Genomic DNA, 21,295 nt, shown 5'->3' with positions numbered 1-21,295 from the left:
TTTCATGTGTGTTTAAATGATTTAGTTCTTTTTATTAATGAAAGCTTCCGCAAGGGCAAAGTCTCCTGCGTAAGGTTCATCTACGCCGTTTACTTTTTGATAAAGGTCGGCACCTTTACCAGCTAAGACAATCGCATCATCAGCCGTTGTGCTTAAAGATAATGCGTGAGCAATTGCTTCGCCACGATCTAAAACGGTGTAAACAGGCATTTCTTTGGTAATATGGGCTTGAATTTCTTGGCAAATTTTTGCTGGATCTTCACTGGCTGGGTCATCGGTTGTTAGGACTGCAACATCAGCCAATTCAGAAAGAACCCTACCAAAGTCTTTGCGGCGAGAAATCGCTTTGTCTCCCGTGCTACCGACAAGAACAATTAAGCGGCCGTCAGGATGTTCTTCACGGACAAAGGTTAAAAGATTCTTCAAACTGTCATAATTATGAGCGTAATCAACATAGACGGTTGCACCGTTGGTATTCGTTAAAGATTCCATCCGGCCAGGGACGGTGGTTGCTGCGATTCCTTGTTGACACTCTTCTTTTGAAGCTCCCACAAGGACACTAGCAATCGCCGCACTTAACGCATTACCTTTGTTAAAATCACCACCTAAACGAAGGTGATAAGAGCCGGCCAATCCTAACGCATCTGCAGGACTTTCAACGATAAAACGTAAGGAATCCTCTGAAGAAACAGCGAATGAATAGTCTACTTCTGGAGCCGGCTGACTGCCATAGACAATGGCTGGGACTTTTTGCTGTTGTGCAGTTTCTTTAAGTAATGGAAAATAATCAGCTTCGTGATTCAACACAATGACTTTAGAATGTGTAATCAATTGACGTTTGCAATAAAAGTAATCGTCAAAGGTTGGATGTTCAATTGGACTGATATGGTCGGGGGTAATGTTTAAAAAAATGCCGACATCAAAAAACAGCTTGTAGACACGATTAGTTTTGTAGGCTTGGGAAGAAACTTCCATAATAAAATGAGTCATCCCGTTAGCAACAGCGGTTGCCATCATTCGATACAAGTCCAAAGATTCGGGTGTAGTCAATGCAGATTTAAAGAATGTTTTGCCATCTAATGTCGAATTCATGGTAGAAAGCAAGGCTGTTTTTTGTTGTGTAGCAACATCTAAAATATATTTGGTGAAATAAGCCGCTGTTGTTTTACCTTTGGTTCCAGTAAAGCCAATCAGTTTTAATTTATTTTGTGGATAATCATAAAAAGCCATGCTTAACACAGCCATTGCTTTTTTAATGTCAGTCACGATAATTCCTAGTTGCGCCGGAACCTCATAAGGCACCTCAGAAACATAAATTTCTAGGCCGTCTTTTACAGCATTTTCTAAATAGATTTCTTTAAAGTTTAATCCTTTACAAAAAAAGAGTGTTTCTGCTGTTACGTCTCTCGAATCGTAAGAAAGAGCCGTTACTTCTCGTTGACCTAACGTGTCGGAAAGGGTCAAGTGCCAGCCTTCTGGTGAAATAAATTCTTTTAATAAATCTTCTTTTTCTAAGCAATCGCAAATTGCGAATAATGAAATCGTCACTTTTTTTGCCTCCAAACGTTTCAACGAAATTTCAAAACTGATGTCATTATAGCATTATTTTTCTTTTAAAAAAACCATCTCGTTAGCGTGAGAAAATCCATGAGAAATGTTAAAATAGGATAATTCTTCGAGAAAGTCGTTGCATATCCCAAGATGAACAATTAAAATAAAGAAAGCATACTCAAAGAATATTGGAGGACAAAATGATCAATCAACCAAATTCAGTTGATCAACCAATCCTGACGAACCAAGAAAAAATGGTCAAAGGCTCAGCTTGGATGACAGCTAGTAATATTATCTCCCGCATGTTAGGGGCGATTTACATCATCCCCTGGTACGCTTGGATGGGCGAGCACGGAAACGAAGCGAACAGTTTGTTTTCAATGGGGTATACGATTTATGCCTTATTCCTAATGATCTCTACCGCCGGAATTCCAGGTGCGATTGCCAAGCAGACCTCGCATTATAATTCATTGAACGAATATAAAATTAGTCGACAGCTTTTTTATCGTGCCTTACAACTAATGGGTGGCTTAGGTGTGGTTTTTGCTATTGTGATGTATTTGGCATCTCCGGCATTAGCAGCTTTGTCTGGCGGAGGTCCTGAATTAGTTCCAACAATGCGTTCATTAAGTTTAGCCGTTTTAGTTTTCCCAAGCATGAGTGTCATTCGCGGTTATTTCCAAGGAAATCAAGAAATGATGCCCTTTGCTTTATCACAAATTGTTGAACAAGTAGCACGAGTTTTTTACATGTTATTAACCGCTTTTATTATCATGAAAGTCTTTGAAGGTAATTACGTTACAGCGGTGACTCAAGCCACTTTTGCGGCATTTATTGGGATGCTCGCAAGTTTTGCGGTTTTAGGTTATTACATGTACAAACAAAAACCATTATTTGATTATTTAGAAGAACACAGCGCCAATGAACATGAGATTGCCCCAAAAGAGTTATTGATTGAAACTTTTAAAGAGGCGATTCCTTTTATCGTAGTTGGCTCAGGTGTGACGGTCTTTAAACTTGTCGATCAGTTTACTTTCTCAAACTTTATGCGTTTGTTTACGGATTATTCAGATACCCAATTACGAGAGCTTTTCGGTATTTTTAATGCCAATCCGGACAAATTAACCATGATTGTCGTGGCTTTAGCGACTTCGATTTCGGCTACTGGATTACCGTTAATTACAGAAGCGGTCACCTTAAAAAATCACCGTGAGTTAGCGCGTTTGATTAGTAATAATTTACAACTTTTTGTGTTTGTAATGTTGCCAGCAACGTTCGGTATGATTGTTTTAGCGCAACCACTATACACTGTTTTTTACATGCCAGATGCTTTAGGCACTTCTTTATTAGTGCAAGCTTGTTACGCTAGTTTATTCTTGGGCTTGTATATGTTAGTGTCAAATATGTTGATGGGGATGTATGAAAATCGTGACGCAATGCGTTATTTAGGAATTGGTTTAGCAGTGAAATTAATCGTGCAATTCCCCGCAATCCGTTTATTTGAAGTTTACGGTCCGTTATTAGCAACGATGATTGGCTTTACGGTTTCTTGCGTATTGATTCTAAGAAGAATTCGTCAAGTGACACGTTTTAATTACAAATTAACCTTACGGCGAACATTGTTAATGTTCTGTATTACAGTCATCATGATGATTATCGCTTTGATTTTCCGTCAGTTCTTGTATCTATTTTTAGATCCAACTAGACGTTTCCAAGCCTTCATTATCGTTGTAATTGTGGCTGCTGCAGGAGGCGCTTTTTATGGCTATTCGGTCTTGAAGATTCGCTTAGCTGATCGTTTATTAGGGAAAAATGCCGCAAAATTACGTGCAAAATTCAATATTAAATAATAGCTGATTGAACTCCTTTCAGCAGATTCTCTTAAGAGACAAGGCTTGAGACATCGATCGATTCGATTTATGTCCCAAGCTATTTTTTTAAAGGAAAGAGGAATGACGATGCGTTTAGATAAATTTTTAGCCGATGTTGGTATCGGTAGTCGTAAAGAAATCAAACAATTGTTAAAGAAAAAAATCGTTACGGTGAATGGTGACGTCGTAAAAGAAGCCAAAACACAAGTAAACGAAGAAACAGATCAAATTGCCTTGATGGGAGAAATTCTTACGTATCAGAAATTCTTTTATTACATGTTGCATAAACCACAAGGTGTCATTTCTGCGACGGAAGATCAGCGAGATGAAACGGTAATTGACTTGTTAACTGATCAGGATTACCGTGCCGACTTGTTCCCAGTTGGTCGCTTGGATAAAGATACTGAAGGCTTGCTTCTATTAACAAATGATGGCCAGTTAGCGCATCAATTATTATCACCCAAAAAGCATGTGGATAAAGAATATTTAGCTGAAGTTGAAGGACTTGTGACAGCGGAAGATTGTCAACTGTTTGCGCAAGGATTTGCCTTGAAAGATGGAGAAATGGTTAAACCAAGTCGTTTAGTCATTGAGACGATCAATGAGGAAGAAGGGACTTCCGTAGTCCGTTTAGTGATTCAAGAGGGGAAATTTCATCAAGTCAAACGGATGTTAGCCACTGTAGGCAAACCTGTGACGTATTTAAAACGATTACGAATGGGCGAACTATGGTTAGATGAAACGTTAGAACTAGGGGAATATCGGCCCTTAACAGAAGACGAATTGCAACAACTACAACCTAAAAAATCATACCTCAATTAAAATAAACAAAAACACAGCCCTTTCTGCAGAAAAGATAAAAAATTTCTCGAAAAATAGTGTCGGGTTTCTTTCTTTTTCTGCATAAAATGGTATGATTGACTATGTAGAACTTTATGAATAGGAGTGACAACAAATGACAATTGATTGGACAAAAGAAGTCGAAGCACGTAAAGACGACTTATTAGAAGATTTACAAAACTTATTACGGATCAACAGTGAACGTGATGATGCGCAAGCAACACCTGAAGCGCCCTTTGGACCTGGACCAGTTGCTGGCTTAAAACACATGTTAGCGTATGGTGAACGTGATGGCTTTACGGTGAAAAATGTCGACAATTACGCTGGACACATTGAATATGGTGAAGGCGACGAAACGTTAGGGATTTTTGGTCATATGGACGTTGTTCCTGCTGGTGATGGTTGGGAAACAGATCCTTATGAACCAGTCATTAAAGATGGCAAAATTTATGCACGTGGTGCAAGCGATGATAAAGGCCCAAGTATGGCTGCTTATTACGCAATGAAAATTATCAAAGAATTAGGCTTACCCGTGTCTAAAAAAATCCGTTTCGTAGTAGGAAGTGACGAAGAAAGCGGCTGGGGCGATATGGATTACTATTTCCAACATGAAGAAGCGCCAGACTTTGGTTTCTCACCAGATGCTGAGTTCCCAATTATCAATGGGGAAAAAGGAAATGTGACTATTCGTTTAACTTTCCGAGGCGGTAACGGCGCTGATTATAAATTAGAAAGCTTCAAATCTGGCTTACGTGAAAACATGGTTCCGGGAACAGCAGATGCTGTTGTAACGGCTGCTTCAGCAGACGAAGCGGCTTCACTAGCTGCTAGCTTTGAAACATTCATCAAACAAGAAGCAAAAATTTCAGGTAACGCAGAACTTTCAGATAAAACAGTGACTTTCCATGTAGTTGGTAAAGGTGCTCACGGTGCTAGCCCACAATCTGGAATTAACGCAGCGACTTTCTTGGCAACTTTCTTAAATGATTACAGCTTTGCAGAAGGCGCATATAGCTTTATTAATACCATTGCTGAATTTATCCATGAAGATTTTTATGGTGAAAAATTAGGCGTGGCTTTTGAAGACGAAAAAATGGGTAAATTGACAATGAACGCTGGGATTGTTAACTTTGATCCAGAAAATCCTGAAAATAGCTTAGTAACATTAAACTTCCGCTATCCAAAAGGAACTTCAGCAGAAGAATTACAAGCAAAAGTTCAAGCAACAGTCGGTGAAACGGTCACTGCAACACAAGGAGATCGCAACCAAGAACCGCATTATGTACCAGTTGATGATCCATTGGTGGCAACGTTACTACAAGTTTACGAAGACCATACAGGCGAAAAAGGCCAAGAACAAATCATTGGTGGCGGTACTTATGGCCGCTTATTAAAACGTGGTGTTGCCTATGGCGCAATGTTCCCTGGCTACACAGACACAATGCACCAAGCCAACGAATTTATGGAATTAGATGACTTATTCCGAGCAGCTGCTATTTATGCAGATGCGATTTATCGTTTAGCGAAGTAAAGTAAAAAAGCTGTTTTCGATTTTCGAAAACAGCTTTTTTTTGCAATTTTTGCCTTTTAAAAACCCAAAATCAGAACCGTCAATTTACTGAAAATTTCTTGCGAATCAAGGGATCCCACGATACGATAAATAGGAGAAAACGCAATGAGTGGAACACTTATTGTTAACTATTTAATCAAAGGACGTGTGAAGATGAACGTAGAAGAATTAGTTCAAAAAGCAAAAGATTTAATTGGAGAAGGCAACGTGGAACATGCGCAACAATTTATTGAAGAACATAAAGATGAATTAGGCGAACACTATCATAAAATTACAGCGATGTTAGCTGATACAACGACCGATGGTTTGTTTGATAAAATTAAAGGATTGTTTCAATAGTCGTAATTAAAAAGGCAAAACACAGTTAACCACGCACTGTGTTTTGCCTTTTTTGCCGTGTAAAGTTTGACAATATCAACAAATAGTAAAAGATATTACCATACAATAAATACAGATTCGTTATTTTAAGAAAAGTAAAGGAATTAAGGTAAGAGATTCTTAATTAGATAATGTTATTTTTGTTATATATATAATTCTATTAGTTTACAAAAACTATGAATACCCCTTTTTTTAAGAAAATAAGAATGGTAAACTTTAAGTAGCGGTATTCAGTTTGATTAATTTGAAAGCGATTGCTTTCTGATTGTAAACAAAAAAAGCGCCGAAACAGCGCCACTTTACAGTTGATTACGGTTAAAACCTTATTTTAACTTGCTATGTTGTTTAGAATAGTCCCAAAAGAACTTAACTAAATTATAGCATAGAATAAAAATCATTCAAGTAGTAATTTAAAAAAAGGAGTGGAAATAAAATGAAGAAAGACTACGTTATTGGTCTGGATATAGGGACTAATTCTGTCGGTTGGGCAGTTACGACAGAAGACTATCAGTTGGTGAAGAAAAAAATGCCTATTTATGGAAACACTGAAAAAAAGAAAATCAAGAAAAATTTTTGGGGTGTGCGTTTATTTGAAGAAGGGCATACAGCCGAAGATCGCCGATTAAAAAGAACAGCACGACGAAGAATTAGTCGTCGACGGAATCGTTTACGCTACTTACAAGCTTTTTTTGAAGAAGCGATGACAGCTTTGGATGAAAACTTTTTTGCTCGTTTACAAGAGAGTTTTTTAGTGCCTGAAGATAAGAAGTGGCACAGACATCCGATTTTTGCTAAGTTGGAAGATGAAGTAGCTTACCATGAAACGTATCCGACAATCTACCATTTACGCAAAAAATTAACAGATTCATCTGAGCAAGCAGATTTACGACTAATTTATTTGGCGTTGGCACATATTGTCAAATATCGTGGACATTTTTTAATTGAAGGGAAATTAAGTACAGAAAATATTTCTGTTAAAGAACAATTTCAACAATTTATGATTATTTATAACCAGACATTTGTGAATGGAGAGGGTCGCTTAGTTAGTTCGCCTTTACCTGAATCTGTCTTAATTGAGGAAGAGTTGACTGAAAAAGCTTCTCGGACTAAAAAATCTGAAAAAGTCTTACAACAATTTCCTCAAGAAAAAGCTAATGGCTTATTTGGTCAGTTCTTAAAACTAATGGTAGGGAATAAAGCTGACTTTAAAAAAGTTTTTGGTTTGGAAGAAGAAGCCAAAATAACCTACGCTAGTGAAAGCTATGAAGAAGATTTAGAAGGCATTTTAGCAAAGGTTGGGGATGAATATAGTGACGTGTTTTTAGCTGCTAAAAATGTGTACGATGCAGTTGAATTATCAACGATTTTAGCAGATTCGGATAAAAAAAGTCACGCGAAATTATCTTCTAGCATGATTGTCCGTTTTACAGAACATCAAGAAGATTTAAAAAATTTCAAACGATTTATTCGTGAAAATTGTCCAGACGAATATGATAATCTCTTTAAAAATGAACAGAAAGACGGCTATGCAGGCTACATTGCACACGCAGGTAAGGTTTCACAGCTTAAATTTTACCAGTATGTTAAGAAAATCATTCAAGATATTGCTGGAGCAGAATATTTTTTAGAAAAAATTGCGCAAGAAAACTTTTTAAGAAAGCAACGGACCTTTGATAATGGGGTGATTCCTCATCAAATTCATTTGGCTGAGTTACAAGCAATCATTCATCGTCAAGCGGCCTATTATCCATTTTTAAAAGAAAATCAAGAAAAAATTGAACAACTGGTTACATTTCGAATTCCTTATTATGTCGGACCATTATCAAAAGGAGATGCAAGTACCTTCGCTTGGCTAAAACGTCAAAGTGAGGAACCAATTCGACCTTGGAACCTTCAAGAAACCGTTGATTTGGACCAATCAGCGACAGCCTTTATTGAACGAATGACCAATTTTGATACGTATTTACCTTCTGAAAAAGTTTTACCGAAACATAGTTTGTTATATGAAAAGTTTATGGTATTTAATGAATTGACCAAGATTTCTTATACGGATGATCGAGGCATCAAAGCCAATTTTTCAGGTAAGGAAAAAGAAAAAATCTTTGATTATCTGTTTAAGACGCGTCGCAAAGTTAAGAAAAAGGATATCATTCAATTCTATCGAAACGAATATAATACGGAGATTGTCACGCTTAGTGGACTTGAAGAAGACCAATTTAATGCTAGTTTTAGCACGTATCAGGATTTACTGAAATGTGGTTTGACAAGAGCAGAATTAGAACACCCAGATAATGCCGAAAAATTGGAAGATATCATAAAAATTTTAACTATTTTTGAAGATCGGCAACGAATTCGGACGCAACTTTCCACATTCAAAGGACAGTTCTCAGCAGAAGTACTAAAAAAATTAGAACGCAAGCACTACACTGGCTGGGGAAGATTGTCGAAGAAATTAATCAATGGTATCTACGATAAAGAATCGGGTAAAACAATTTTGGACTATTTAGTTAAAGATGATGGGGTCTCAAAACACTATAATCGCAATTTTATGCAACTGATTAATGATTCACAATTATCTTTTAAAAATGCGATTCAAAAAGCACAGTCCAGTGAACATGAAGAAACATTAAGTGAAACTGTCAATGAATTAGCTGGTAGCCCAGCAATAAAAAAAGGAATTTATCAAAGTTTAAAAATTGTCGATGAACTAGTCGCGATTATGGGTTATGCGCCTAAGCGGATTGTTGTCGAAATGGCACGTGAAAATCAAACGACTAGTGCTGGTAAGAGAAAATCCATCCAACGCATGAAAATAGTTGAAAAAGCAATGGCCGAAATCGGCAGCAATTTATTAAAAGAACAACCAACGACTAATGAACAGTTACGAGATACCCGTCTTTTCCTTTACTATATGCAAAATGGTAAAGATATGTACACGGGAGATGAATTATCGCTTCATCGTTTATCTCACTATGATATTGATCATATTATCCCACAAAGTTTTATGAAAGACGATTCATTGGATAACCTAGTTTTAGTGAGCTCTACTGAAAATCGAGGGAAGTCCGATGACGTCCCGAGTAAGAAAGTTGTTAAGGATATGAAAGCTTATTGGGAGAAATTATATGCTGCTGGCTTAATTAGTCAACGGAAATTCCAACGGCTGACCAAGGGGGAGCAAGGTGGCTTGACTCTCGAAGACAAAGCGCATTTTATCCAACGACAATTAGTAGAAACTCGTCAAATTACTAAAAATGTTGCGGGAATCCTAAATCAACGCTACAATGCCAAGTCAAAAGAGAAAAAAGTCCAAATCATCACCTTGAAAGCTAGTTTAACGAGCCAATTTCGTTCGATTTTTGGCTTGTATAAAGTCCGTGAAGTGAATGATTATCACCATGGACAAGATGCTTATTTAAACTGTGTGGTCGCAACCACGTTATTAAAAGTTTATCCTAATTTAGCACCAGAATTTGTTTATGGAGAATATCCTAAATTCCAGGCCTTTAAAGAAAATAAAGCCACGGCGAAGGCTATAATTTATACAAATTTGATGCGCTTTTTCACGGAAGATGAACCACGGTTCACGAAGGATGGCGAAATTCTTTGGAGTAACAGTTATTTAAAAACTATCAAAAAAGAATTAAATTACCATCAAATGAATATTGTCAAAAAAGTAGAAGTGCAAAAAGGCGGTTTTTCAAAAGAGTCGATTAAACCCAAAGGACCATCGAATAAATTGATTCCTGTCAAAAATGGTTTGGATCCCCAAAAATATGGCGGTTTTGATAGTCCTGTAGTTGCTTATACAGTACTATTCACTCATGAAAAAGGTAAAAAACCTCTTATTAAACAGGAGATACTGGGCATTACGATTATGGAAAAAACAAGGTTTGAACAAAATCCTATTCTTTTTTTAGAGGAGAAAGGCTTCCTGCGGCCTCGTGTATTAATGAAATTGCCTAAGTATACACTGTATGAATTTCCAGAGGGGCGCCGGCGCTTATTAGCTAGCGCTAAAGAAGCGCAAAAAGGGAACCAGATGGTTTTACCTGAACATTTACTTACATTACTGTACCATGCGAAACAATGTTTGTTACCAAATCAATCAGAAAGTTTGGCTTATGTAGAACAACATCAACCAGAATTTCAAGAGATTTTAGAGAGAGTGGTTGACTTTGCTGAAGTGCATACATTAGCCAAGTCAAAAGTCCAGCAAATTGTGAAACTTTTTGAAGCAAATCAAACAGCAGATGTGAAAGAGATTGCGGCATCCTTTATCCAACTTATGCAGTTTAATGCGATGGGCGCACCAAGTACGTTTAAATTTTTCCAAAAAGACATTGAGCGAGCACGCTACACGTCAATCAAAGAAATTTTTGATGCCACTATCATTTACCAATCGACTACGGGACTGTATGAAACACGCAGAAAGGTTGTCGACTAGATGGGCTGGCGAACGGTAGTGGTTAACAAGCATTCAAAATTATCCTATAAAAACAATCATCTTGTTTTTAAAGCAATTGATCACCAAGAATTAATTCATTTGTCTGAGATTGATGTTTTGTTGTTGGAAACAACGGACATTTCGTTAACCACGATGCTATTAAAACGATTAATTGATGAAAAAATATTAGTGTTATTTTGCGATGATAAGCGTTTGCCAATTGGTAAAATTTTGCCCTTTTATGGACGGCATGATAGTAGCTTGCAATTGACACGCCAGTTGGCTTGGACGGAAGAACGAAAAGGTCAAGTTTGGACAGCGATCATTGCACAAAAAATCACCAATCAGAGTTTACACTTAGCGCAACGAGACTATGGTCAAAAGGCTGCTGCTTTGTTAGCTATGCGCGCTGAATTACGTCTGTTTGATCCAGCCAATCGAGAAGGTCATGCAGCTCGAAGTTATTTTAATACTCTCTTTGGCAATGATTTTACACGTGAACAAGAAAATGACATTAATGCTGGTTTAAACTATGGTTATACGTTGTTATTAAGTATTTTTGCTCGAGAGTTAGTCCAGACAGGTTGTTTTACACAATTAGGACTAAAACATGCCAATCAATTTAATGACTTTAACTTAGCAAGTGATCTCATGGAGCCTTTTCGTCCATTGGTAGATCAAATCATTTATGAGAATAGAAAAGAAGCATTCCCGATAATGAAACGTAAGTTATTTGCTTTGTTTATGAATACGTATATGTACAAGAAAAAACAAATGTTTTTAACCAATATTGCTACCGATTATACAAAACATGTAGTAAAAGTTCTGAATCAAGAGGAGGAAGGAGTTCCAGAGTTTGGGATATGAGTTATCGATATATGCGTCTATTATTAATGTTTGATATGCCGACGGACACAGCCAGTGACCGGAAAGCGTATCGGAAGTTCCGGAAATTTTTGATTAATGAAGGATTTATTATGCATCAATTTTCGGTTTACAGCAAAATTTTGTTGAATGATACTGCTAATAAAGCAATGTTGGCTCGCTTAAAGCAGAATAATCCGCAAAGAGGACTAATTACACTATTAAATGTAACAGAAAAACAATTTTCTCGAATGATTTATTTGCATGGAGAACAAGACGATCGAGTTGCTAATTCAGATGAACGGATTGTCTTTTTAGGAGAAGAATAGATGAGAGTTAATTTTTCTTTATTGGAAGAACCCATTGAAATTGAAAAAGCCACCTTTTTAACGATTAAAGACGTTCAAACCTTTGCCCATCTAGTGAAGTTAATTTATCAATATGATGGGGAAAATGAGTTGAAACTATTTGATGCGCAACAAAAAGGGCTGAAACCAACGGAATTATTTGTTGTTACGGATATTTTAGGCTATGACGTTAATTCGGCTGCCACGCTGAAATTAATCTATGGGGATTTAGAAGCACAATTAAATGATAAACCAGAAGTCAAATCAATGATTGAGAAGTTAACTGGAACAATTGGTCAATTAATTGGCTATGAATTGTTGGAACATGAAATGGATTTGGAAGAAGATGGCATCACCGTGCAGGAACTTTTCAAAGCTCTTGGAATCAAAATCGAAACAACGAGTGATACGATTTTTGAAAAAGTTATGGAAATTACACAAGTACATCGTTATTTATCAAAGAAAAAATTATTGATTTTTATTAATGCGTGTACGTATTTGACAGAGGATGAAGTGCAACAAGTGGTAGAATATATCTCTTTAAATAATGTGGATGTCCTGTTTTTAGAACAAAGGGTGGTCCAGAACAGATTCCAATATATTTTGGACGAAAACTTTTATTTGAGTTATGAAAAAGCTTAAATTGTTATTGATTAGTGGTTCATTCTAAACTGAAATCTAGCTATGGATAAGTGATGCGAGTACAGAACTTTGGAGAAAAAATAATTCTCCGAGGTTTTAGAGTCATGTTGTTTAGAATGGTACCAAAACTTTTTTTAAATTATTTTTCTTACTATATAAGTTTTAGAGTCATGTTGTTTAGAATGGTACCAAAACCAGCAATGTTTCTGAAAGTGATCAAGTCGGGTTTTAGAGTCATGTTGTTTAGAATGGTACCAAAACAAGAGTTAAAAACAATGCATAAAGAAGCCAGTTTTAGAGTCATGTTGTTTAGAATGGTACCAAAACTTCGTCACTAAAGATAGCCGACATTACACGGTTTTAGAGTCATGTTGTTTAGAATGGTACCAAAACTTTAGCAATGTTAGGACTATTCAGCCAACAGTTTTAGAGTCATGTTGTTTAGAATGGTACCAAAACAATAATATCGGAATATTCACGGATTGTTCTGTTTTAGAGTCATGTTGTTTAGAATGGTACCAAAACCTTCTGCTTTGTTGCCATGCTTTATACCTTGTTTTAGAGTCATGTTGTTTAGAATGGTACCAAAACAATAGAATAAGTTCTGTTGCTTCGGATTCCGTTTTAGAGTCATGTTGTTTAGAATGGTACCAAAACTTCTGTTAATTCACCCAATGGAAAAGCTGTGTTTTAGAGTCATGTTGTTTAGAATGGTACCAAAACTCTACAAACAAAAACGCCTTTTCATCAGAAGTTTTAGAGTCATGTTGTTTAGAATGGTACCAAAACCAATGTAAATGCTCATTATGATTTACATATGTTTTAGAATCATGTTGTTTGGTTTTCGCAGATACGATATGATTGATGTAAAAATATCGTTAATATGTATAAATGTGATTGTTATATAAAAAATATAAGTAATAAATTGAAGCTTTGCTAGAGCAAGTGATGCGATTACGAAATTATTTAATTTTAGAGTCACGTTATTTATTACTTTACGAATAGAGAATACGATTATCTATAAATCAAGAACTAATCCCCAATTTATTGAAAATGACACTCCCTGTTTTATTAATATTTCATGCTTTTGCTGTACTATTTGATGATACAAAAAAGTAAAACTGAGGACCCAATTAAAGTCAAGTTAACCACATTGAAAGATAGACCTTTCAATGTGGTTAAAGATGCTTAATGAGATTCATGAAACATAGAAAGCGGATTAATTTTCTATGCTCTTTATTTGTATATTTTCTTGGGAATCATTATTGATTGTGGATTAAAAAGATAATCCGCTCCCCGTTTCACCACAGGCATATTCGTAATAGCTAAAATGAAGAGGGCTAAGAAGAAAAGTGCCAGGATTCGTAAAGTAAACCATTCTTTAAAGAGTGTGTCTAATTGTAAACCACTTTCCAACAGAATAATTAAGGGCATATGCAAGAGATAAGGGTAGAGGGTATCTTTTCCGAGGGCGCTTAAAGGTAACTTTCGTTTCGGCAATAATGCAAACCAAGAAAGAGACACCAATGCTGCAGCAACGTAAAAGAACAGCTGAATGAAACTACTATATTCAAAGGCCGGACTAATTTCAGCGTAGGAAGCCCAACCAGTTAAGAAGCCCCAAAATTTCGTTGCCAATGACCATTGACTATTTACAAATAAAAAGGAGCTTAAAATTACGCCTATCGCTGCCCATTTGACTTTGCGATGATCTAAAAAGGTTTGTAGCTTTTGAATATCCATTAAGTAGCCACAATAGAAGAAAGGGAAGAAGCCCAGAGTCCGTCCTAAAGACAAGAAACCTTCCACAGGCAAATAGCCTGAGGCGCAGCCGATAACAATGATGATGGGCAACATGATTTTCGGCTGAACGCGCTGAAGAAAGATGGTAATTAAGTAGAAACTTGCTAAGGAAAGTAAGTACCAAGGAACGCCCGTTTCGTTCAGTAAATCAAAATTCATTTTATTTGCAAAGGCGAAATTAGCAAGCGTAATCAACAACTTCGCTAAGAGATAAAGCCAAACAAAGGAAAGTAAACGGAGATATTTTCGTTGTTTAATGGCATGTTTACTGAAGAGTCCAGAGACAAAAATAAAGGCTGGCATATGGAATGAATAGATCCAAAAGTTGATCGTTTCCATGAGTCGTGAAGGAGAAGCTTCACGATCTAAAATATGCCCAAAAATCACTAAGAAAATTAAAAAAAGTTTCACGTTGTCCCATTTATAAATTCGCTTGTCGTTTTCCATAACGATCACTCCTTTTAGTAGAAAACAGTTCACTTTTGTTTAAGGCAGAAGAGGACAATTTTTCCATTCATTGAGTAGATAATTGTAGATACGAACCGGCAGCCGTTAAATGAGCCCCACATACTTGCGCTTAAAACAAAAAATTAGGCAGGATGTTAGTCTTAAATTATACTGAAAGAGTGACGATCCTCCAAAGATTTTGTTTATTAAGAAGTGAAAGATGCGGTGAAAATAAATGATAAAATTTCAAAATGTTTCAAAAGTATATCAAGAAAATGCCGTTTTGTCCGATGTGAATTTAACAATCCAACAAGGCGAATTTTTTGTATTAGTAGGGCCGAGTGGTAGTGGAAAAACGACGACTTTGAAAATGATTAATCGGCTCATTGAGCCAACGACAGGTGAAGTGGCTCTCAATGAACAAGCGGTAACCAATTATCCTTTACGTGAATTACGACTAAAAATTGGCTATGTTCTTCAGCAAATTGCCTTATTTCCTAACTTAACCGTGGCGGAAAATATTGAGTTGATTCCTGAAATGAAAAAATGGCCCAAAGAGCAACGCAGAGAGCGAACCATTGAACTATTGAAAAAAGTTCAGCTGGATCCTGAGGAATATCTGCATCGTAAGCCAGCAGCGCTTTCAGGAGGCGAACAACAACGTATCGGGATTTTACGCGCCATTGCAGCTGAACCAGAAGTGATTTTAATGGATGAACCTTTTAGCGCGCTAGATCCAATTTCAAGACATCATCTTCAACGTTTGGTGAAAGAACTTCATCAAGAATTAGCGAGTACCATTGTTTTTGTGACCCATGATATGAATGAAGCTTTACTGTTAGGTGAGCGCATCTGTATTATGGACGCTGGCAAAATTATTCAAGTCGATACGCCAGAAGCCATTCAAAAACATCCGAAAAATAATTTTGTCGGTCAATTTTTCAAACAATCTTCGCCAGAACTAGCGAACTATTGTGGCGCTGACTTGACTGCATTTTTAGAAGCCGCAGATGAGACGATTGAGCCAGTGCCGACTGTTTTCATGGAAACCAATTTAAAAGAGATTGTCCAACTCATTAATGCGCAAGAGAAAGCAAATTTAGTAGAAAAACAACAAGTTTTAGGGTGTATCACCTCAAAAACGATTACTCGTTTTATGGAACAGCTGTTGGAAAGCGAGGGACAGTAGATGCAAGCACTGATTGAAACTTTTTTCGCTCGAAAAGAAGAATATCTGCAAGCGTTAATCGAGCATATGCAATTGTCCTTTATTTCGTTATTATTCGCTGCGTTGATTGCCATTCCTTTAGCCATTTATTTAACGAGTCATCGCAAGTTAGCGGAAAGTCTGTTACAAGTGACTGGGATTTTCCAAACCATCCCTTCTTTAGCCTTGCTAGGCTTACTGATTCCGTTAATTGGTATTGGTCGACCACCGGCAATTGTTGCGCTAGTGATTTATGCCTTATTCCCAATTTTACAAAACACCTATACTGGTTTGACGGAAATTGATCCTTCGTTAGAAGAAGCCGCAGAAGCATTTGGGATGAGTAAAAAAGAAAAACTGTTCAAGTTTGAGTTACAAATGGCGTTACCATTTATTATTTCTGGGATTCGAACGGCTACCGTTTTAATTATTGGTACGGCCACGTTGGCAGCGTTAATTGGAGCAGGCGGTTTAGGGACATTCATTTTATTAGGAATTGATCGAAATAATTTATCGTTGATTTTTATTGGAGCTCTTTCATCAGCTGCACTAGCAGTCTTATTTAATTATGGAATTCATTGGTTGGAAAAAGCGAATGGGCGGCGACTAATCATGGGCGGTACTATTTTAGGCCTTTTGTTAGGTAGTTCATTTTTCTGGAATCAACAAACTTCTTCAAAGGAAAAACAGCTGACAATTGCTGGCAAATTAGGAGCGGAACCAGATATTATTATTAATATGTATAAAGCCTTAATTGAAGAAAATAGCGACATTCAGGTGACGTTAAAGCCAAACTTTGGCAAGACTACTTTTTTATATAATGCCTTGAAATCAGATGAAATCGATCTTTATCCGGAATTTACAGGAACAGTAATCGAAACCTTTTTAAAAAATCCTCCTCAGCTAGACAATCAACCTCAAGTAGTCTATGAAGCGGCACGCGCTGGCTTGAAAAAACAAGAAAACCTTACTTTGCTGAAACCGATGCGCTATGAAAATACGTATGCCGTCGCAGTTAAGCGCTCATTTGCAAAAGAGCATCAATTAAAAACGATTAGTGATTTACAGAAAATTAGCAATCAGTTGAAAGCAGGTTTTACGTTAGAATTTATTGATCGGCAAGATGGTTATAAGGGATTACAAGAAAAATATCATTTAAATCTGAATGTCCAATCGATGGAACCGGCGTTACGCTATCAAGCGATTAATAATGGTGAGGTAAATGTGATTGATGCCTATTCAACGGATAGTGAATTGAGACAATACGATTTAGTAACGTTAGAAGATGATCAAGCGCTATTTCCGCCTTATCAAGGAGCACCACTTATTAAAACAGCAACGTTGGAAAAATATCCAGAATTAGCAGAAATATTGAATAAATTGGCAGGAAAAATTAGCGAAGAAGAAATGAGTGAAATGAATTATCAAGTCAATGTGGAAGGGCAAGATCCTAGCATAGTGGCGAAAGACTATTTAAAAGAAAAGAATCTTCTTAAATAAGTATTTTTTACTGAAAAAGACTGGTATATAAACATTTATCCAGTCTTTTTCAGATAAATAAAGAGTTTAATGTGAAAAGTACCTGTATTTTTACTCATTTTTGGATATAATAAAAGAAATGAATGGAGAGGAGTGGTCTATATGAAAAAAGCAGAACGTCAACGTTTGATTAAACAATTAATTATGCAACAAGAAATTGAAACACAAGATGAATTAATCACTCGTTTGGAAGAACTTGGCGTCCGAGCCACTCAAGCGACTGTTTCAAGAGATATCCGTGAAATGAGTATTGTTAAAACACATGGTGCAGATGGTCGTGTCAAATATGCAATTTTTTCTCAAACACAAGGCACAAGCAGTGAAGAGAAATTACGAGAATCAGTAAAAGATTCAGTTGTTCGAATGGAGCGAGTACAATTTATTGTCATCTTGCATACAGAGATGGGAAATGCCGATGTGGTGAGTAACTTTTTAGATGAAGTAGCTTATCCAGAAGTGGCGGGTACAGTGGCTGGTGCGGATACAATTATTGTGATTACGCGTTCAGAAGAGGATGCGGAACACTTTATCGAACGCATCGAAAATATGATTTTTTAAAATTGAAAGCATCAGTAGAAGGGAGTTTTTTTCTTGGTAGAATTGAAAGCGCTACAAAATGGTTCGGATATTCGGGGAATTGCTTTGGATACGGAAGAGCAAACTGCAACATTAACCGCAACAGCAGTAGCCGAGATTGCGGTGGGCGTGGTTCGTTGGTTACAGGATAAAAAACAGCTGCCACGAAAGGCACAACAGCGCCTGACAATTGCAATCGGACATGATAGTCGTCTAACGGCGGAGCCGATTAAGCAAGTATTAGTAGATACGTTTCTTTCATTAGGTATTCAGGTGATTGACGTTGGTTTAGCTACGACGCCTGCTATGTTTATGGCTACTCAATTTCCAACGCTTCAATGTGATGCAGCGATTATGATTACAGCTAGCCATTTGCCTTACTACTTTAATGGCTTGAAGTTCTTCACAGCAGAAGGTGGAGCAGAGAAAGAAGATATTCGGTATATTTTATCTCATACTGATCCGCTGACAGCCAATGAAAATGGCACACTGATGAAGCAAGAGTTACTGCCAATTTATGCGGAGCATTTGGTGGCAAAAATCCGCCAAGGAATTCATTCGCCCGAAGAGAAACCTTTACAGGGCTTTCGAATTATCGTTGATGCGGGTAATGGGGCTGGGGGCTTCTTTGCGGAGCAGGTTCTTCAAGTTTTGGGCGCTGATACGACGGGATCACAGTTTTTAGAACCAGATGGGCATTTTCCTAATCATGTACCTAATCCAGATAATTCTGAAGCAATGAAAAGTATTCAAACGGCTGTTTTAGCTAATCAAGCAGATTTGGGCATTATTTTTGATACAGATGTAGATCGTTCGGCTGTGGTGGACCAATCAGGTGAGGTACTAAACCGAAATAATTTAATTGCTGTTTTAGCGGCAATCGTTTTAAAAGAAGCGCCTGGTAGTTATATTGTGACAAATTCGCCAACCTCAAGTCATTTAAAAACATTTATTGAAGAAAAAGGCGGCCAACAGATTCGTTATATTTCTGGTTACCGAAATGTCATTAATAAAATGATTGAATTGAATCATGGGGGCTTTCAGACACCGTTAGCCATTGAAACCAGTGGTCATGCAGCGTTTCAAGAAAACTACAATCTGGATGATGGTGCATATGTCGTGGCGAAAATTTTAATGTTGTTACCAGAATTGAAACAAAACAATCAAACGTTAGGAGATCTGATTGCTACATTGAAGCAACCGGCAGAAACCAACGAATTTCGCTTCAAAATTACTGCGGAGGATGTTACTTGTTATGGGCAACAAGTCTTGCGAGACTTTGAATTGTTTGTAGAAAATCAAGCAGACTTTGCTGTGGACCGTGAAAACCAAGAAGGTGTTCGGGGAAACGTGTCTGGTCAATATGGCAGTGGTTGGTTTTTGCTACGCTTAAGTCTGCATGAACCGTTGCTTGTTCTTCAGGTAGAGAATGACCAAAGCGATAAAAATGCGTGTGTCATCGAAAAAATTGCCACTTTTTTACAAAAATACGAGGAAATAGATAGTCAGCAAATAGAAAATAATCTAGGAAATTAAAGGTGTTCTTATGGAAAATGTTTAAAAAGGAAAACACGTTGGCTTTTCTCATTTTAGAGAAGAATATATCGAACATATTGCAAAACAGCAATGGGATAATGAATTGCTTCGGCATTTGAGCTGGGATGCTTTACATCCGTGGGGGCTTGAAGAATGGAAAGATTTCACGATTAATAAAGGAGAAGATGATCGATTTCTATTTGCTATTTTAGAAAATACGACAGAGGAATTTATTGGTTGGGTTTCGTTGTCTGATGTACAGTTGAAAAATAGAGGGGCCAATTTAGGGATTGCTATTTTACAAAAAGAGCAACGTGGTCAAGGATATGGCTTTGAGGCGGTGTCTTTAATTTGTAAATTTGCTTTTTATGAATTGGGCTTGCACAAAATCAGATTAGCTGTCAATAGTAACAATCAAAAAGCGATTCATGTTTATGAAAAAGTAGGCTTCAAAAAAGAAGGAATTGATAGAGAAGCGTTATTTCAAGATGGCCAATGGCTAGATATCTACAATTACGGAATTTTACAAAAAGAGTGGCTACAAATGATTAAGGCTGAGAGTTAGCTTAGGAACTGTTTAACACCAAGACACTGAGCAAACGCAGATATACCGTTCTCAGCAGTGAATGTGCGGTAAAATAAAAAAACAGAAGAAATCGGCGGTTACCGTCCGATTTCTTCTGTTTTTTTTACCATAGGCCAGGCGCTGCAGTCACAACGATTTGTTTTTTTGTAAACGGATGGAGTAAATGAAGTTGTGAAGCATGGAGCATTAAACGAGCTGCCTGCGATTTTGGGTTGTATAACGGATCACCAATAATTGGATGCCCTTCGCTAGCTAAATGGACCCGAATTTGGTGCGTCCGACCTGTTTCTAAAACACAGGTAACTGCGGTTTGATTATTAGAAAGAGCTTTGACCACTTGGACATGTGTAATCGCTGAATCCCCTTTTTGAGGATCAATCCGTCGTTTCCGGCGATCATGCCGATCACGACCAATCGGCTGATTGATTGTCTGTTCTTTTTGGTTAAAGTGACCAGCTACAATCGCTTGATATTGGCGGTAAATTTGTTTTGTTTCTAATAAACGCCCTAAAATAGGTAAGACAAAAGGATTTTTAGCAAAGACAATCGCACCACTGGTTTCTTTATCTAATCGATGAACGACATAAGGGACCTGATTTTTCTCAGCTAAATAGGCAGCAACATGATTTAACAAGGTGTTTGTTTCCTGTGGCTGATTTGGATGGGTTTTAATGCCATAAGGTTTATTTACAATCATTAAATGTTCGTCTTCATATAAAACCTTCACACGCGTTGCGTCACCCAAATGAATAGTGGGACGCACATAATCGGTTTCTTCAAACGTTAAGGTGACACAATCGCCAGCTTGGACTGGAAAATGAAAAGCAGCTGTTTCTCCGTTGATTTTGACATTTTTTCGCGTGCGTAAAAAATGGCGCACTTTTCGAGGGACTAGCCACTCATTTTCTAATAGTTCTTTTACAGTCATTGTTGAAAAATTTTCAGGTAATCGCATTGAATATTCCACCAAATCCCACCTTTCACTGATTCGCTATTTAGTGTAACAAAGCTGCTCAAAAGGTCAAGTCAGAACGGAAAAAAAGCTGAAATTTGTTAGAAAGGCAGTTCCTTGAGAGATTCTTAAACAAATT

At 37.2% G+C, this 21,295-nt stretch carries 15 protein-coding genes, 1 pseudogene and 1 CRISPR repeat array; of the genes and pseudogenes, 13 read left to right on the top strand and 3 right to left on the bottom strand.

The window, feature by feature from the left end:
- Nucleotides 1–21: 21 nt before the first annotated feature.
- On the bottom strand, nt 22–1,548 hold the full coding sequence (locus AB3I72_RS07990; RefSeq protein ID WP_368023798.1) for a UDP-N-acetylmuramoyl-L-alanyl-D-glutamate--L-lysine ligase: 1,527 nt from the start codon (nt 1,546–1,548) through the stop codon (nt 22–24).
- Nucleotides 1,549–1,751: 203 nt separating this feature from the next.
- On the opposite strand from AB3I72_RS07990, the gene AB3I72_RS07985 reads away from it, so the two are divergent.
- The 8 genes from AB3I72_RS07985 to csn2 all read left to right on the top strand — a co-directional run bounded on the left by AB3I72_RS07985 (nt 1,752) and on the right by csn2 (nt 12,510).
- Nucleotides 1,752–3,401 carry a polysaccharide biosynthesis protein gene (locus AB3I72_RS07985; RefSeq protein ID WP_002364837.1) on the top strand — a complete coding sequence of 550 codons (1,650 nt, stop codon included), beginning with the start codon at nt 1,752–1,754 and terminating at the stop codon, nt 3,399–3,401.
- A gap of 108 nt (nt 3,402–3,509) precedes the next feature.
- Nucleotides 3,510–4,244: a pseudouridine synthase gene (locus tag AB3I72_RS07980; protein WP_368023797.1), complete on the top strand. Its 735-nt coding sequence runs from the start codon at nt 3,510–3,512 to the stop codon at nt 4,242–4,244.
- Between the two features lie 133 nt (nt 4,245–4,377).
- Nucleotides 4,378–5,793, top strand: coding sequence for a dipeptidase PepV (pepV, locus tag AB3I72_RS07975; RefSeq protein WP_002358655.1), 1,416 nt, complete (start codon nt 4,378–4,380; stop codon nt 5,791–5,793).
- Between the two features lie 144 nt (nt 5,794–5,937).
- Complete coding sequence (locus AB3I72_RS07970) at nt 5,938–6,171, top strand: hypothetical protein (protein ID WP_033600770.1); 234 nt, start codon at nt 5,938–5,940, stop codon at nt 6,169–6,171.
- Between the two features lie 472 nt (nt 6,172–6,643).
- Nucleotides 6,644–10,657, top strand: a complete 4,014-nt coding sequence (gene cas9 / locus AB3I72_RS07965; RefSeq protein WP_368023796.1) for a type II CRISPR RNA-guided endonuclease Cas9 — start codon at nt 6,644–6,646, stop codon at nt 10,655–10,657.
- Entirely contained in the window at nt 10,658–11,524 is an 867-nt protein-coding gene (gene cas1, locus AB3I72_RS07960; protein WP_002364834.1) for a type II CRISPR-associated endonuclease Cas1, read from the top strand.
- The gene (gene cas2, locus AB3I72_RS07955; RefSeq protein WP_010775582.1) at nt 11,521–11,850 is read left to right on the top strand and encodes a CRISPR-associated endonuclease Cas2; all 330 of its coding nucleotides are present in this window, start codon (nt 11,521–11,523) and stop codon (nt 11,848–11,850) included. Before cas1 ends, cas2 begins: the two co-directional genes overlap by 4 nt.
- Nucleotides 11,851–12,510 carry a type II-A CRISPR-associated protein Csn2 gene (gene csn2 / locus AB3I72_RS07950; RefSeq protein WP_368023795.1) on the top strand — a complete coding sequence of 220 codons (660 nt, stop codon included), beginning with the start codon at nt 11,851–11,853 and terminating at the stop codon, nt 12,508–12,510.
- Between the two features lie 93 nt (nt 12,511–12,603).
- Nucleotides 12,604–13,365: a CRISPR direct-repeat array (repeat unit 36 nt; unit sequence GTTTTAGAGTCATGTTGTTTAGAATGGTACCAAAAC).
- A gap of 381 nt (nt 13,366–13,746) precedes the next feature.
- Here csn2 and AB3I72_RS07945 read toward each other — a convergent pair.
- Nucleotides 13,747–14,760: an acyltransferase family protein gene (locus AB3I72_RS07945; RefSeq protein ID WP_368023794.1), complete on the bottom strand. Its 1,014-nt coding sequence runs from the start codon at nt 14,758–14,760 to the stop codon at nt 13,747–13,749.
- Between the two features lie 235 nt (nt 14,761–14,995).
- On the opposite strand from AB3I72_RS07945, the gene AB3I72_RS07940 reads away from it, so the two are divergent.
- The 5 genes and pseudogenes from AB3I72_RS07940 to AB3I72_RS07920 all read left to right on the top strand — a co-directional run bounded on the left by AB3I72_RS07940 (nt 14,996) and on the right by AB3I72_RS07920 (nt 20,183).
- Nucleotides 14,996–15,949 (top strand): ABC transporter ATP-binding protein, encoded by a 954-nt coding sequence (locus AB3I72_RS07940; protein ID WP_002363150.1) that lies wholly within the window; start codon nt 14,996–14,998, stop codon nt 15,947–15,949.
- Nucleotides 15,950–17,467, top strand: coding sequence for an ABC transporter permease/substrate-binding protein (locus AB3I72_RS07935; protein WP_086281288.1), 1,518 nt, complete (start codon nt 15,950–15,952; stop codon nt 17,465–17,467).
- 141 nt (nt 17,468–17,608) lie between these two features.
- A complete protein-coding gene (gene argR, locus AB3I72_RS07930; protein WP_061100653.1) occupies nt 17,609–18,064 on the top strand; it encodes an arginine repressor in 456 nt (151 codons plus the stop codon).
- 33 nt (nt 18,065–18,097) lie between these two features.
- Nucleotides 18,098–19,618 (top strand): phosphomannomutase/phosphoglucomutase, encoded by a 1,521-nt coding sequence (locus AB3I72_RS07925; protein WP_086281286.1) that lies wholly within the window; start codon nt 18,098–18,100, stop codon nt 19,616–19,618.
- 10 nt (nt 19,619–19,628) lie between these two features.
- A pseudogene (locus AB3I72_RS07920) lies at nt 19,629–20,183 on the top strand (GNAT family N-acetyltransferase).
- 124 nt (nt 20,184–20,307) lie between these two features.
- On the opposite strand, the gene AB3I72_RS07915 reads toward AB3I72_RS07920, so the two are convergent.
- The gene (locus AB3I72_RS07915) at nt 20,308–21,171 is read right to left on the bottom strand and encodes an RluA family pseudouridine synthase (protein WP_033624821.1); all 864 of its coding nucleotides are present in this window, start codon (nt 21,169–21,171) and stop codon (nt 20,308–20,310) included.
- Nucleotides 21,172–21,295 lie beyond the last annotated feature (124 nt).

Source organism: Enterococcus sp. GC34 (genome assembly GCF_040886645.1).
Classification (GTDB): domain Bacteria; phylum Bacillota; class Bacilli; order Lactobacillales; family Enterococcaceae; genus Enterococcus; species Enterococcus faecalis.
This window is presented reverse-complemented; position numbering and strand designations above follow the sequence as displayed.